Source organism: Paenibacillus mobilis (assembly GCF_058267595.1).
This window is the reverse complement of sequence record NZ_JBZCMS010000015.1, coordinates 44,396-58,780: the sequence shown is the minus strand read 5'-3', so window position 1 is coordinate 58,780 and position 14,385 is coordinate 44,396. Positions and strand designations below refer to the sequence as shown.

The 14,385-nt window shown below is 52.9% G+C and carries 7 protein-coding genes; all 7 read right to left on the bottom strand.

The window, feature by feature from the left end; genetic code table 11:
- Positions 1-89: 89 nt before the first annotated feature.
- Positions 90-5,393, bottom strand: coding sequence for a DNRLRE domain-containing protein (locus tag AC3ZPD_RS20695; protein WP_490986171.1), 5,304 nt, complete (start codon positions 5,391-5,393; stop codon positions 90-92).
- A gap of 161 nt (positions 5,394-5,554) precedes the next feature.
- Positions 5,555-6,766: an extracellular solute-binding protein gene (locus tag AC3ZPD_RS20690; RefSeq protein ID WP_490986170.1), complete on the bottom strand. Its 1,212-nt coding sequence runs from the start codon at positions 6,764-6,766 to the stop codon at positions 5,555-5,557.
- 38 nt (positions 6,767-6,804) lie between these two features.
- Positions 6,805-8,568 (bottom strand): ABC transporter permease, encoded by a 1,764-nt coding sequence (locus AC3ZPD_RS20685; protein WP_490986169.1) that lies wholly within the window; start codon positions 8,566-8,568, stop codon positions 6,805-6,807.
- Positions 8,555-9,652, bottom strand: coding sequence for an ABC transporter ATP-binding protein (locus AC3ZPD_RS20680; RefSeq protein WP_490986168.1), 1,098 nt, complete (start codon positions 9,650-9,652; stop codon positions 8,555-8,557). Before AC3ZPD_RS20680 ends, AC3ZPD_RS20685 begins: the two co-directional genes overlap by 14 nt.
- A 117-nt stretch (positions 9,653-9,769) precedes the next feature.
- Positions 9,770-10,876, bottom strand: coding sequence for an ABC transporter substrate-binding protein (locus tag AC3ZPD_RS20675; RefSeq protein WP_490986167.1), 1,107 nt, complete (start codon positions 10,874-10,876; stop codon positions 9,770-9,772).
- Positions 10,877-10,971: 95 nt separating this feature from the next.
- Complete coding sequence (locus AC3ZPD_RS20670) at positions 10,972-12,534, bottom strand: response regulator (protein WP_490986166.1); 1,563 nt, start codon at positions 12,532-12,534, stop codon at positions 10,972-10,974.
- A complete protein-coding gene (locus tag AC3ZPD_RS20665; RefSeq protein ID WP_490986165.1) occupies positions 12,527-14,326 on the bottom strand; it encodes a sensor histidine kinase in 1,800 nt (599 codons plus the stop codon). The genes AC3ZPD_RS20670 and AC3ZPD_RS20665 overlap by 8 nt, the downstream gene beginning before the upstream one ends.
- Between the last annotated feature and the right edge of the window lie 59 nt (positions 14,327-14,385).

Sequence of the window (14,385 nt, the reverse complement as noted above, 5' to 3'; positions counted from 1 at the left end):
TTTAGAGCGGCAAAAAAGGTGGCATTGAACGGACAAAAAAGATCCGGCGTGTGTATAACGCCGGATCTTAACGCCGGATCTTTTCTCGTTTAAATCTTGTTCAACTGTTCGAGCAGCCGCACGATCAGAACGACGGCTTCAGCCCGCGTGGCTTCTGCTTTAGGGGCAAATTGTCCTTCTCCCCGTCCGGTAACAACCCCCATTTGAGCCGCTGCTCCGACGGCAGGCAGCGCCCAGCCTGGAATGGCTGACGAATCCGTAAACCCGGCTGTGGAAGCCTGTTGTTCATCGGCCAATCCAAACGCTCTCATCAGCAGCGTAACCATTTCGGCACGGTTGATCTTGGCATTTGGACGCAGCGTACCGTCCTCATAGCCATGGATGAAACCGGCCTGAACCGCCTCGGCCAAACCTTCACCGGCCCACGCGGGAATCTCGCTGCGGTCGGCAAAATTCAATCCGGCTGACGAGGCCTTTTCCTGCCCCTTCAATCCAAGCGCGTTCACGAGCATAATCGCGAATTGGGCCCGCGTAACCTGTTCGTTCGGATGGAAGGAACCGTCGCCAAAACCGGATATGATTCCTTTGGAGGCCGCCACCTCAATCGCGTCTTTCGCCCAATGGGAAGAAAGGTCGCTGAAATTGACAACAGGCAGCTCAGGTGTTGCAGGCTGGTCAGGCGTGGACGGATCCGCAGAATCTCCGTCCGTGTCCGAAGGCTCCGGAGCCTCTGGGTCAGGACTGGACGGGTCTTGCACAGGTCCCGGAGCGCTGCTTCCCGGACTTCCGGAATTCCCGCCGTTTCCGCCATTATTACCGCCACCGCCGTTATTTCCACCGCCAGGATTTTGTCCCCCGGACCCATCGTCGCCTTTCACCGTTACAGCAGCTTCAGCGTAATAACCGAGATACAAAGCTATAATTTTAGCTGTACCAGCCGCTGCAGCCGTAATTTTACCTTCGCTGTTTACCTTGGCGACGGACGGATTCGTCGACAGATACGTTACTCCGTCAGTAATCGGAAGCGTAGAACCATCGGAATAAACCGCGGCAACCACCGTAGCCTGGGTTTGTCCTTTTTGAAGCGCATAAGCCGGCTGATCCAAAGTTATGGACTGCATCGTTGGCTCGCCGCCCGGCGGTTCCGGATTGCCGGAAATTCCTTTTTGAATAAGGATCGAATACATCGGGTTGCTCACCCCGCCTACCCCGGCAGCCTGGACAAGAATGATGTTGCTGCCCGGCAGCAAATTCATTTCTTCGCTCGGCATTCCGCTTGCCAGCGTCTGCTCGCTGCCTCCGTTCAGGCTCAAAGTAATGGCCTGGGCCGGATCAAGGGCGGAAGGCGTTACACGAACCGAATAAACACTTTCAGGCACAGATACCGTATAACTTGTAATGGCCGGAGAAAATGCCGGCGAAAGTTCGCCATCCGATACGGCAAGACCGCTGAGACCCGCGGATTGCATAATCTGCATCCGGTAAGTCGTCGATTGGGAACCGTCTTCGGATATCACCTTGAGCAGGAGTTGATCGCCTCCGGTTATAGGGACCGGCTTAAAGGTTTCTCCTTGGGAAACCGTCTGTACGGAACCGTCAGGAGCGTTTAAGCTTATTGAAGCAAAAACGTCGCTCGCAACCGGCTGAACCGTCAAGCGGCTCAAATTCGGAGAAACATATACCGTATAATCCGTTACTTCCGGTGCAAAAGCCGGCGCCAACGTTCCCCCCGCCACATTCAGGGCAACAAGTCCGGCATCCGAGCCGGGTTCATGGACAATAACCTCAGCCTGCGCCCGGTAACCGCTGGTTTCCGTCATAACGGTAATAACAGCCGAACCCGCAGCATGCGGATAAACTTTGCCGTCCTGATCCACGGTAGCAACGGCTTCATTGTCAGATGTCCAGGTCATGGCTTCCTCGGCCGAGTTGTAAGGCACCATTTGGGCATCTAACAGGTAAGGTTCACTGTCCGCCGCAAGGTCCAGACGGTCCGGCGTAATTTGCACTCCTTCGGAAGGGAGCACATAAGTAACGGTCAAATAAGGATGGAGCGAGACGTCGGCATTTTCTTTAGAAGCAAAATCTTTAGTGGTCGCAATGACGTCGCTGTCCAACGCAGGATCCGGATTTTTAAGCAGCATGCCGAAATTGCTGGAAGGTTCAGCCGTCCATTTCTGGACCAATTCTTTTACGTCCCAGGCATACCAGGTTCCCGGCGTTGTTCCCACTACAACCGAACTAACCGGATCGGGATCAGAAGCAGGCTGATTGCTCCACCATACCCAGCTTTCATCCAACCGGGTCGAGCCGTCAATTCCTGTACCCGTGCCCTCGACCCACGGCTGCGTGATTTCATGAACGCCGATCGTCGTATTATCCACACGTGTGCCTGCATTGCGTCCGCGGACCGCCGTCAGGTACAGATGCATTTCCGCGCTGGTAATCACCGCGTTCTTCGGAATTTCATCCAGGCTGCCGAAACGGATCAGACCGTATTTGGCGTCCGTAACGAGAGGGTCGTAATATCCAACCTCAAACGCATTATTTGCGCCCGTATTGGAATTCGTATGTCTATCCCCCCGAATAATATGAACATCGGAAGCATCGGTATATCCGTTAGCGCCATATTGATAGAAGAGGGCATTTTTATGGACATTAACAACATAAGTCTGCGAAGCGGCACCGTCCGCCGATGTAACCGTCGCTTTAAAAATATTGCCGCCAACGGCCAAGCTGAACGGCTGAGCAGTTCCGCTGGCCACAGGTACCGATTCTCCGCCGTTATGGCTAAGCGTTATAGACGCTTTTGCATTTTCGGCAACAGGCGTGATGGAGATAGTATTTCCGCTGTTGCTCTCCAGCGCCAGGTCATAAGTTTTGATATCCGGCGAAAAAGCCGGTGTTAAGGTTCCTTGAGAGAAGCTGATGCCGCTAAGGTTAGCCGTGCTGCCGGTGGCTCCTACTTCAACCTGAATATTGGCCTGCTTGCCTCCGTCGATCGTGGTAATGGTAATCGTAGTGACGCCTTCAGCCCTCGCATGAACCGTGCCGTCCGCGTCTACTTTGGCAATCTGTTCATCGGCGGAGGACCACAGCACCTTTGCGTTCAAAGCGCCTGCCGGAGAAATAACCACGCTAAGCTGGCGGCTGTCCCCAACCAGCATGGAAAGCTGATCTGCTTCCGCAATTTGTACGCCCGATACCGGAACCGTATAGGTGACCGTCAGCTTCGGACGGAGGGAAGCGATAATGTTCTCGGAAGAGGCAAACTGTTTGGTGGATACCTTATCCGCATCTTCGTCTTCTACCTTTAGCAGCATCCCGTTGTTGATTTCGTTCCCGCTGGACCAGGCCTGAGCAAGATCGGTCACGTCAAAGGTTTTCCAATTCTCCACGTCGCTCCCGTACACGGTATCGACAACAGTCGGTGCGACTTCATAAGCACCCGGATCCGCCATGAAGCTGGTCCAGGTTATTCCCGAACCGCCCGAATTCCGGCCGTCAATGCCAGTTCCGCTGCCTTCTTCCCAGGCTTTGTTGACCTGATGGATACCTATTTTCTGTCCTTCAATCTTTCCCGTATTGGATCGGGTATTCATAACATACAGGGCAAGATCCGCTTCTTTGACGACCGCCCCTTTAGGCAATGCGTCCAGATCAAAACGAATTAATCCGTAACGCTGGTCGCCGCCGTCCCCTTCCGGTAAATTGGAGCTGCCGTCCGAAAGCTGAACCTCCGCAAGCTGCGTATAAGCTTCCCCGCCGGTATTTTGGATCGTAAAACGGTATAACGAATAAATGTCGTCGTTGGAAAAAGCATAACGTTTCGTCTGATAACGGTCGGAGAACGACTGTCCGGACTGCTCATCCAGCTTCGTCCACGTCTCGCCGTTATCCGCCGAGCCTTCCAAAATCCAGCTCTGCGGGTCACGGCCCGGGGAATCGTTAGCCGAAGTAAAGGCATAACCTTGCAAACTGACAGGTTCATTAAACGTAAACGTCAAGGTCGAGTTCTGGCTGAGGGCCAGCCATTTGGTAGCCAGCATTTTGTCCACCAGGTTGGCGGCTACTTCCTTCCCGTCGGTATTTTCGTTCGAAGCTGTTACTCCCGCAAGCTCCTCCATAATCCGGCTGCCCGGCAGCCGTTCAAGCGGCTGATTGTAAGAACCTACCTCAAACCGGTCATTAGCGCCCGAATTGTTATCCTGTAAGCTTGGATTTTGGTAGATCATAGTATCCGAGGTTCCCGTATACCCTGTGCTTTGCTGCAGCGTAACCGTTTGGGTTGCCTCCTGAACGGGGCCTCCGCCGTAGTTTTCCAAATAGCTGTGGAGCAGCGGAGCCACGTCGGTCTGCAAAATGTTCCCGCCATGCTGAATGACCCAAGGATAACCTTTCTCAGGGTTTGCATACATGGCACTGTCATTGTTGCCGGCATTCAAATCCTTAAAATTGTAGACACCGTCATCCATAACGTTGACGCAAATTCTTGCGCCCGTTCTTTGAATCTCCTGTACGACCGGGTCTGAAATGGAAGAGGCCGTTTCGCTGTTAAACTGAACCTCGTAGCCGACAGGTTTCACCAGCTGGCTCTCCGCGGCGAAAGCATCGATAACCGAAACCAGCTGCTGGGCCGAACCATTATTTTGCGAAAAAATAGGCATGTAAAGCGGCGAGGCATCCGGATATTTTTCCCGGAGCTTTTCTACCCAACGCTGGAATTCACTCGGCGGGATATCTCCGATTTCTCCTTTAAAAATGGCCAGCTGCGTCGTCCCGGTCTCTTCAAGCATGTCCCAGATTTCATTCCAGTAGGTGAAGCCGTCCAAACCGCGGTTTTTGGCCGTCACGTACAGGTCGCGCACTTTATCGAGGTTAACCAGAATTTTACCGCTGGCGAGCTCCATCATCTCCCTGAGCTCCGGTACGGTTTCCGTGGTCAGATTGTTCGAATCCCCGGTGACGTCTCCCCATCTCATTTTGAGATGCAGGGCTTTGACCTGATCCCAGGTCATGTCCGACACATTGCCGCTGCCGTCCGTCGTCCGGTTTACGCTGCCGTCATGCATGGCCACATAATGACCATCGCTTGTCCGCTGCACATCCAATTCCGCTATGTCCGCCCCTTCGTCAATCGAGCCCTGCAGAGCGGACAGGGAGTTCTCGGGATGGTGTTTCCAATCCTCCCGATGAGCCATTGACATGACGGTTCCTCTTGGATTCAGCAGATTATCATAGATGGCTCTGACAGGTCCCTGAAGGCCGGTTTCATCCTCTGCGCTTGCCTTAACATGCACGCCGGTCGGCAGTGCAACGGAAGTCAGGAGCAGCAATGCGGGCAGAGCCGTTCCCGTGATACGCCGGAAAACTTTGTTCGTTAAGTGAAACAAGCTATCTCCTCCTTGGATTGTGGCTATGTCTTTACTATGCAGAAGCGGCGGCCCTTCGGACAATGCGGCAAACTTTCCAAATAGGGAGGAAAATTTGCCTCATAAACTTCCCTAGCAAACGACGGGAACCAGGAGCCGACTTTCGGCCTGCCCTGCTTCTCTTATTCCTCCCCAGGCACGGTATCTGAGCTTTCGAGCCCTTGCTGGACTTCCAGCAGCTTTTGCCAGAAAATATGACTTCCCAGCCCCCACCCTTCAGCGTCTATAAATAAGCCGGGGAGCTTCAGCGACTCTTGAGCCGCATCGGAAAGCTCCTGTCCGGCGTTAGCGCCAGCATTGCGGGATGACCTCTTCAGCGTTATAGAAACGCCGTCTTTTCTTGCGGACAGCAGCGAGGTTTTTGTTAACAAAGTTTCCTGCACCGATTTGCCTATAAAATAGCCAAGCAGCTTGGCGCCGGCCTTTTGTTTGTCCGCTGCCGTGCGCAGCAGCACCCAACCACTGCTGAGCGGGATAACCGTTTGCTTGCCGGCGATCTCCGGAAAAGGCACAAGGCCAAAGGCAAATTTGCCGCCGATATATCTTTCCAGCGTTGCTCTTTTGGCCGACGAAGACAGCAGGAAAGCCGCTTGTCCATTGATAAATGCGCTGGTTGCCTGATGATTGAACAAGGGAGGCATCATTTTAAAGGCGTAAACCAGGTTATGCCATAAGCGGAATGCGCTGCTCTGCGGGTCTTGGGCCGCTCTGCGCTCCATCTGGATCATATTGCTTAAATACCAGGGAGTGTTTTCGTCGGCGACAAGGCCCCAAAATTCATTGACGCCGTCCTGATTCGGGTCCATGGTCAGACCTACGCCAAGACTCACCATGTTTCCCCAGGTGAAAGTTCCGCTTTGCCTGAGCAGACGGGCTTCGTCGATACCGATCAAATTGGCGTTATAATAAACAACCGGGGCTTCGCTCCCGAACGGGAGTCCCCACAGCTTGTCCTTGTACCTGTAGGAAGACAGTAGCTTGCCGTCCAGGTCTTGATCGGCGAGCGCAGCAAGCTCGTCTGACAGCGGCACAAGCGCGCCGGTGTCCGCCAGCGAGGTGATGCCATAAGCGCTGTCCAGCTCGGCAACATCAGGGTAGTTTCCCGCTGTTATGGAAGCCGCTAATTCGGTGTACAGCTGTTCGGAGGTACGAAATAACCGGACCTGCGGATTGATATCCGGGTGCTCTCTTCTGAAGGTTTCAAAGTAAGCGGCGAGCGACGGGCTGTACGTCCATATCTTGATCGTGACGGCATTCTCCGTCTGGTATTCCGGCTTGCTGCCGCTTGACCCGTGCCAGGACATCAGGAATCCGGTCGCAATCAACAGGGCCATAACAGCGGCTCCCAACCACCAGCGTATTTTCATTGGAACTAAACCCCTTTATTTAAAGGACTCCGGGTTAAACGATTCGCGATTAATAACGAGATCAACGCCGAAACGGACAAAATAGTCGCCAAGGCGGCCCCTGTCCCATAATTCGAGGTGACCACCTCGCTGTAAACCGATACGGCAATCGTCGCCGTTGCCCCATGATATAAAACAATCGTGGTGCTAAGCTCATTGATCATGGCCACCCAGCTGATAATCGCTCCGGACAAGACACCGGGCGCCATCAACCGCAGCGTCGTTTTAAAGAACGTTCGGACAGGCGGCACTCCCAGACTGATGGAGGCTTCTTCGACCGAACGGTCAAGCTGCTGCAGGATGCCGGTGCTGGAGCGAAGGGTGTAGGACATTTTCCGGGTGGCATAGGCCAGCACCAAAATGATCCAGGTCCCCGTTAAAACAACCGGCGGTTTATTGAAAGCCATAATGAAACCAATGCCTACCACCGTGCCCGGAACCACGTAAGGCACCATAATTAACCCGTCCAAAACCGCGGTAATCCTGGAACTGCGCCGAACAAGCAAATAAGCCGTAAATACGCCGAACAAAATCGTAATTAAAATCGCCGCGAGCGAATAGGTGTAGGTATTCAAAATAGCCTGCTTGACGCGGAACCAAATCTCTTCGTAGCTGCCCAGGCTGAACCCGCTTTGAAATACCGGGCCTTTGGTGCGGATAAAGGAAGTCACGGCCACGGTGATCTGCGGAACGATCGAGATGACCGCCGGAATGAAGCTTACGACCGTGACGAGCAGACGAAGCCCCGGCGAAAGCCGTTTAATTTTAGGCGTCCGCATGCCGCTCATGGCATAGTTCCGGCGGGTTGACGCATACCGCTGCAAAGCCAGCAGCAGGATCGACGACAAAATCATCAGGCTGCTGATGGTGCTGGCCATCGACGCGTTCCCGCCCATCTCGCTGACAAACTGGTCATAGGCTAGAACCGGCATCACTTTATATCCCTGGCCCAGCAGCAGAGGGGTCCCGAAATCGGCATACGCCTCCATGAAAACCATCAGCGCTCCTGCCGATAAAGTCGGGAAAATGAGCGGCAGCGTAATGGTCAGCATTCTTTTCCAGACGGGCACGCCCAAACTTTCCGCCGCTTCCTCCAAAGAGGTATCGACCGTCCGGAGCGCTCCCGAAACGTACAGATAGATATGAGGGTAGAACTGCATGGTCAGCACAAAAATAATGCCTGAAGGTCCATAAATGGACGTAAAAGGAATTCCGATCAGGTGAAAAAAACGGGTGACCAAACCGTTGTTGCCGAGCAGCATGATCCAGGAATAAGCGCCTATAAACGGCGGCGACATCAGCGACATCATGATTAAAATATTCAGCGGCCCTTTGCCCCGCATATTGCTGCGCACGGAAGCGTAAGCCAGCGGAACGCCGATCAGCAGGGCAAACAGGGCGGTCAGGCCGGAAATTTTCAAGCTGTTGACCAAGGCGGCGCGGTAAAATTTCAGGCGCAAAAAATCCCAATAATGGGACAAGGAAAACTGTCCCTCCGGGCCGAAAAAGCTGCTGACCAGCAGGGAGCCCAGCGGATAAACGACAAATATAAATAAATATACATAGATGAACAGCGTAAACCCGGTCCAGAAATCCCATCTGCGCAGCTTCAGGCGGTCCGGCCAGCGGACGGGACGACGAGGCGAAACGCCCATGGCCGTCCCCGGCGACAGGCCTGCAGCCTGGAACGCCAATTCCTCCGACTTTTGTCCGCTGTTAAACCCGTCCATGCCCGATCGCCTCCTTCCCTGCGGGGTCATATAACATGGCGTGCTCCATTCGCAGGTCCAGGTAAACTTCCCTCCCGCTCTCGAACAGCCCCTCCCGTTCCGCAAAATGATTTTCGACCTGAAGGCGCTGTCCGCCGCTTAACGAAACGGTGTACTGCATTTTCCCGCCTAGAAAAAGAGCTTGCTCTACCCTCGCCGGAGGCTGGCCGGCGTAAGCAGGCTGATCAAGCAGTCCGATATGTTCCGGACGGATCGAAAGCAGCGCCTGCCCTTCGTACGGACGGGTGAGCTTGACGGCCACCTTTTGGTTCAATACACGGACGGAAGCCCGCTCTGCCTTAGCGTCGTAACCGTTCAGCGTTACTTCAAGACTGTTCGAGGTGCCGATAAAATTAGCCACCATCGGATTAACGGGATAAAGATAAAGGTCGCGGGGAGGGTCGATCTGCTGGATAACGCCCTGATGCATGACCGCAATCCGGTCGGAAACGGCCAACGCTTCCTCCTGGTCATGCGTCACGTAAATGGTGGTAATCTTCAGTTCATTTTGCAGCGCTTTGATATCGGAACGCATCTTGACCCGCAGCTTGGCGTCCAGATTGGACAGCGGCTCGTCCATCAGCAGCAGCGCAGGCCGAATCGCAATGGCGCGAGCCAGCGCCACTCGCTGCTGCTGTCCTCCGCTCATTTCGGAAGGACTGCGGCGGCTTAAATGCTGCAGCTCGACCAGCTCGAGCGCCTCCAGCACCCGTCGTTTGATTTCAGCGCCCTCAATGCGCCGGGCTTTCAGCCCGTAGGCCACATTTTCATAGACGCTCATATGCGGGAAAATCGCATAATTCTGAAACACCATGCCGATGTTCCGTTTATGGGCCGGCACGGCGTTAATCAGCCGTTCCCCGAAATAAATATCGCCCTCGTCCTGCCTGTAGAAGCCGGCAATCGTTCTTAGCAGCGTGGTTTTGCCGCAGCCGCTCGGCCCGAGGAGCGTAAAAAACTCTCCGTCTTTAATTTCAAACGTAATGTCGTGCAAGGTTTTGGTTTGTTCGAAATATTTCGAAACGCCTTGAAAAATGATATTCATCGCGATCCTCCGGTAACGTATAAGCTGAAAGTTCAAAGGTTTGTTTAAGAAAAAAGTCCCGTCGTTTGCACGATCGAGACTGATTTCTTTTAAAAGGACGGCCTAACTGACTTATCCTTATTGACCGGTCAGCAGTTTTGAAAATTGATCCAGATTGGCTTGACGCTGCGTGGAGGCCCAATTCAAATCATAATCCACGAAATGAATGTCTCCGATCGGCGTTACGCCTTGTACAGGATCCAAATCCGTTCTGACCGATCTGCGTTTGAACTCCGTTTGAATCAACGACTGAACATCTTTGCCTGCGGCGAAATCGATAAACAATTTTGCGTTATCCACGTTTTTGGCGCCTTTGATGATAGCCATGCCGTCCGGAACCGCCGAAGTGCCTTCGGAAGGATACACGATTCCGATCTTCGAGCCGCCTTCCACATAACGGAGGGCATTTTCTTCAAGGGTGATTCCTACCGGATATTCTTTATCCGCTACGCCTTTCGGCACCATGCCGGAGCTGGAAAGCACCTTGCCGTCCAGGTTATCGACCAGTTTGCCCATGAACGTCCAGCCTTTGCCGTCGTCTTTGCCAAAAGCCGTCAGTATCGTTGCAAGCTGTGTATAAGAGGAGCCGGATTTGGCCGGATCGGCATAAGCGATTTTGCCCTTCCATTCCGGTTTAAGCAGGTCATTCCAGCTGGTCGGCTCTTCGCCTTCTTTAACCAGCTCTTTGTTATAGATAATGACCATAGGCAGGGAGGTAAAGGGCGTCCAGCTGTTGTCCTTGGAGGTCAGCATCGGATTCAGATTGCTGATTTCGGAGGATGCGTAAGGCTCGAAATAATCCTTGAAAGCGTCCAGCGATTCTACGGTTCCCCCAAACATAAGATCCCCCAGCGGATTGCCCGATTCCGCTTTGATCCGGTTCAGCATATCGCCGGTGCCCCCGGACACAAGCTCTACCTGTACGCCGGTGCGGTCCTGGAACTCCTTGAGAATCGGGTTGTTGATCTCCGTTTCATTCGGCGAATAAATGACGAGTTTGCCGCCCGTGCTCGGCGTGCTTTCCGCAGCCTCCGATGCCGCTTCAGAAGCCGCCGGCTCCTCCGACACCTTCGCGTTGCTGCTGGCGGCGCCGCTTGCTCCGCCTGACGTATTTCCCCCGCAGGCAGCTAATAACAAAATCAAGCCTAGCGCCAGCATCATTCCTGTCCATTTCATTTGTTTCATGGTCAGCCTCCTGAAAATAATAAGTTCATATTCACTATAAAAGGAGGGAGATCAAGCAACAATGCGGCAAAATTGCGGAATTGTTTGTTCTCTTTCTAACTGTGCGCAACCAGGGACTGGCGAAAATCGGTAGGCGTTTCTCCAGTCATTTTCCGGAACAGTTGGCTGAAATAGCGGGCATCCTGAAATCCGACGGCAAGGGAAACCTCATAAATGCGCATCTCCGAATGCAGCAGCAAATCCTTTGCTTTGCTCATCCTTAATTCCGTCACGTATTCCTGAAAATTCTGACCCACCTTCTTTTTGAAAATGCGGCTGAAATGGCTTTCGCTCATATGCAGGCTGGACGCAATCTCGTGCATGGACAAGTCCTTGTCAAAATTCTCCTTCACATAATCCATCACGTTGTCAAATTCCGTGCGCCCCTGCTGCTTGCTCCGCAAATATGCTTCATTCACCTCGCCAAGCAATTCCTCCAGCCAGTTTGCCATCTGCTCGGGCGTGCCGGTTTTCTGCATCCGGTCCAAAAAGCTCCTCGTATCGGACAGACAGCCAAGCTCCCAGAAATAACGGGTCAGCAGGGTATAAACCCCGAATATAAGCTGAGCCAGCTGCCGCATAAACGCCGCTTCGTTGCCGTCCGACTGCCTGAAGAGCATCAAATACCAGTCCTGGACTTTTTTTACGATCGTTTCGCGGTTTCCCCACTTCACCAGTTCAAGCAGTTCGCTGTCGCTCCATTCCGCCGGATGGCAACGCGAGGCTTCACGGACCAGCTGTTCATAGAAAGCCGGACCGGCTTGTCCAAATCCCATATCGTACTGCAGGGCAAAACGGGCTTCCTCATAGGCGGTAGCCAGCGAACGTTCGCCTTGGTGCGTAGAGCTGACGCCGCCTGCCGTTTTTCCCTCTTTGAATGCGGATAGGCCCTCCAGCGTCTGCGGCCTCAGCTGAATAGAGGTTCCGTCCGCCGTATCAGCCAGGATATAAGCCAAAAGCTCCTGACCTACGGGAACCGGGGGAGCCAGCAAATAAGGCTGCAGTTCAGCCTGCAGCTTTTCCAGCTCCGCCGCATAATCCGGCAAAGACGGCTTGACGATCAGCACGCGAAAGGCGTCAAAAGGACTGAAATCGGCGTTCACGCGCATTTCTTTCAGCAGCTGCAAACTTTCCGGATCCGTTCGGTTCATCATCAGGTCGAAATAAAATTTCTCCGTAAGCAGCGTTTTAGTGCTGCCGAGCCAATGCTCCAATTTCAGGGTATAATCCGTTTGGCCGCGATTCTCCGTGATCTGTTCGATGGCGCTGCCGATCACCCTGCTGATCTCCAGGGGATTGGTGGGCTTCAGCAAAATATCAAAAGCCCCCATGCGCAGCGCGGTCCGGGCATAATGGAAATCGTCGAAGCCGGTCAGGAAAATGGTCTTGACGTCCGGATGGCTTTGTTTGATCCGGCTCGCGAACTCCAGCCCGCCCATGCCGGGCATCCGGATATCGGTCAGGACGATATCGGGAGTCACTGCCTCCATCTTCCCCAGTGCTTCTTCTCCGTTGGCGGCTTCGTTTACAATGATGCAGTCCAGGTCCGGCCAAGGGATCGTCTGCTTTAATCCCTCGCGAACCAGCCATTCGTCGTCAACAATCATCACTTTATACATGATTATCACCTGCGCTTTTGATTTGTGGGATGACAAGGACTACCTTGGTGCCGTGTCCGGGCTCGCTGAAAACCTGAAGTCCGGCCGTATGCCCAAAGGAAAGAAACAGCCGTTTTTCAACGGTCTCGAGCCCCAGGCCCGTGCTTTTGCCTGAAGAAAAATCCTCTGGCGCGGAGATCCTGCTCTCTTTCACCCCGCCAAAACCAATTCCGTTATCTTGAATAATGAATTGAACGCTGTCGCCTTCTTTGCTGCCGACGATCTTAAGCATTCCCGTATCTTTCTTGGGCTCCAGCCCATGGATAATGGCATTTTCCACAAGCGGCTGGATCAGCAGCTTTAGCGTATATAACGTCTCGATCTCCGGATCGATTTGCATATCGATCTGAAGTTTGCTGCCGAAGCGGATCTTCTGAATCGTTAAATAATTGCGGATTTGTTTCATGTCTTCCTGAATGGGAATGAGGTCGTTGCCCTTGCGTATGCTGAACCGGAGCAGTTCGCCCAAAGACACGACCGTCCGGCTTATATCGTCAATTTCGTGAATTCTGGCCATCCAGTTGATGGAATCCAGTGTATTGTAGAGGAAATGAGGGTTCATCTGGGCATGAATCGTTTTGAGTTCGGCATGATGGACCTGGCGTTGTTTTTCAACGTTGTCCTGAATCAGCTGCCGGAGCTGAACGACCATTTTGTTAAAGCTTTTGCCGAGCTGTCCCACTTCGTCTTGATATTTGGAGGAGAACGCCACATTCAGATTGCCGCCTTCCACGCTCCGCATCAGGGAGCGCAGCTTTCGCAGCGGGTTGGTGACGTGGAAAGACAAAACGGCCGCGAGCCAATAAGCGAGGATAATGCCTACCAGAATCATAAGGATAATCAGCAGCCGGATGCTGGCAGTTTCTTTCGTTACGACACTAACGGGCACAACATTGATCAGCTTAAAGCCGGTCGTATTCGAGGTGTCGTAAATGACGGCGTCTTTCTCTCCGCCCGCGCCGCGGGTCTGGAAATAACCCCTGCTTCCGTCCAGAAGCTTCTGCAGATAAGGGACCTGGAGTTTGGTCCCGACCTGCTGTTTTGAAGGTTTGCCTGAAATGACATAACCATTGTTGTCGATCATAAAAATTTGAGTATCCGGATACAGCTCCGCTTTCACGTATTTGTCCGTCAGATCGGTCTCCATGACGTCGATGACCAGATAGCCGATAGGCTGATTCGTCCGGACGTCCTTCAGCATTCTTCCTAAGCTTAGCACCGAACCGTAATCGTTCAGCTTGCTCATAGAGTAGTGGGTATCCCAGACCAGATTGCCCTGAACCAGCCTTACTTTGCGGAAAAGTCCCCAGTTGGAGTTATAATGATCATATTCGCGGGGCAACAAATCTCCCGTAAAATAACGGTCGCCGTTTAATCCCAAAATGTAAATCTCTATGCTCCAATCCTTTAAACCCACAAAAGATTCCAGAATGTTCGTCACCTGGACTTCGTCTTCATGTTTCTCTGCGATGCTTCGTTCCCGTCCATGCAGCAAAACGTTTTGAATATCCGCATTGCTGTATATGTACATAGAAAGCTGCTCGATATCCGCCAAAAAATAGTTCATGCTGTAGTTGGCCTGCGAGGTGCTTTCCATTAACGTCTGATAAACCTTCTCTTGCAGGGAATAAGAGAAATAGTTATACGTCAGCACGCCAAGAATGCCGAGCGGAATAATCGCTACCGTAATAAAAAGCAGCGTCAGCTTATTTTTAAATTCCATGTTCAGCAGCCTGGTTATCGCTTTCCTCATTCCCATCATCCCTCCGGGTCCCTCTAGCAGCTTATCTTTCATCTTAGTAGAGAATTGTT

Excerpts from the sequence above, each read along its gene's own strand:
- AC3ZPD_RS20690 (WP_490986170.1), bottom strand. The coding sequence starts at position 6,766 with ATGGCCCTGTTGATTGCGACCGGATTCCTGATGTCCTGGCACGGGTCA.
- AC3ZPD_RS20685 (WP_490986169.1), bottom strand. The coding sequence starts at position 8,568 with ATGGACGGGTTTAACAGCGGACAAAAGTCGGAGGAATTGGCGTTCCAG.
- AC3ZPD_RS20680 (WP_490986168.1), bottom strand. The coding sequence starts at position 9,652 with ATGAATATCATTTTTCAAGGCGTTTCGAAATATTTCGAACAAACCAAA.
- AC3ZPD_RS20675 (WP_490986167.1), bottom strand. The coding sequence starts at position 10,876 with ATGAAACAAATGAAATGGACAGGAATGATGCTGGCGCTAGGCTTGATT.
- AC3ZPD_RS20670 (WP_490986166.1), bottom strand. The coding sequence starts at position 12,534 with ATGTATAAAGTGATGATTGTTGACGACGAATGGCTGGTTCGCGAGGGA.
- AC3ZPD_RS20665 (WP_490986165.1), bottom strand. The coding sequence starts at position 14,326 with ATGAGGAAAGCGATAACCAGGCTGCTGAACATGGAATTTAAAAATAAG.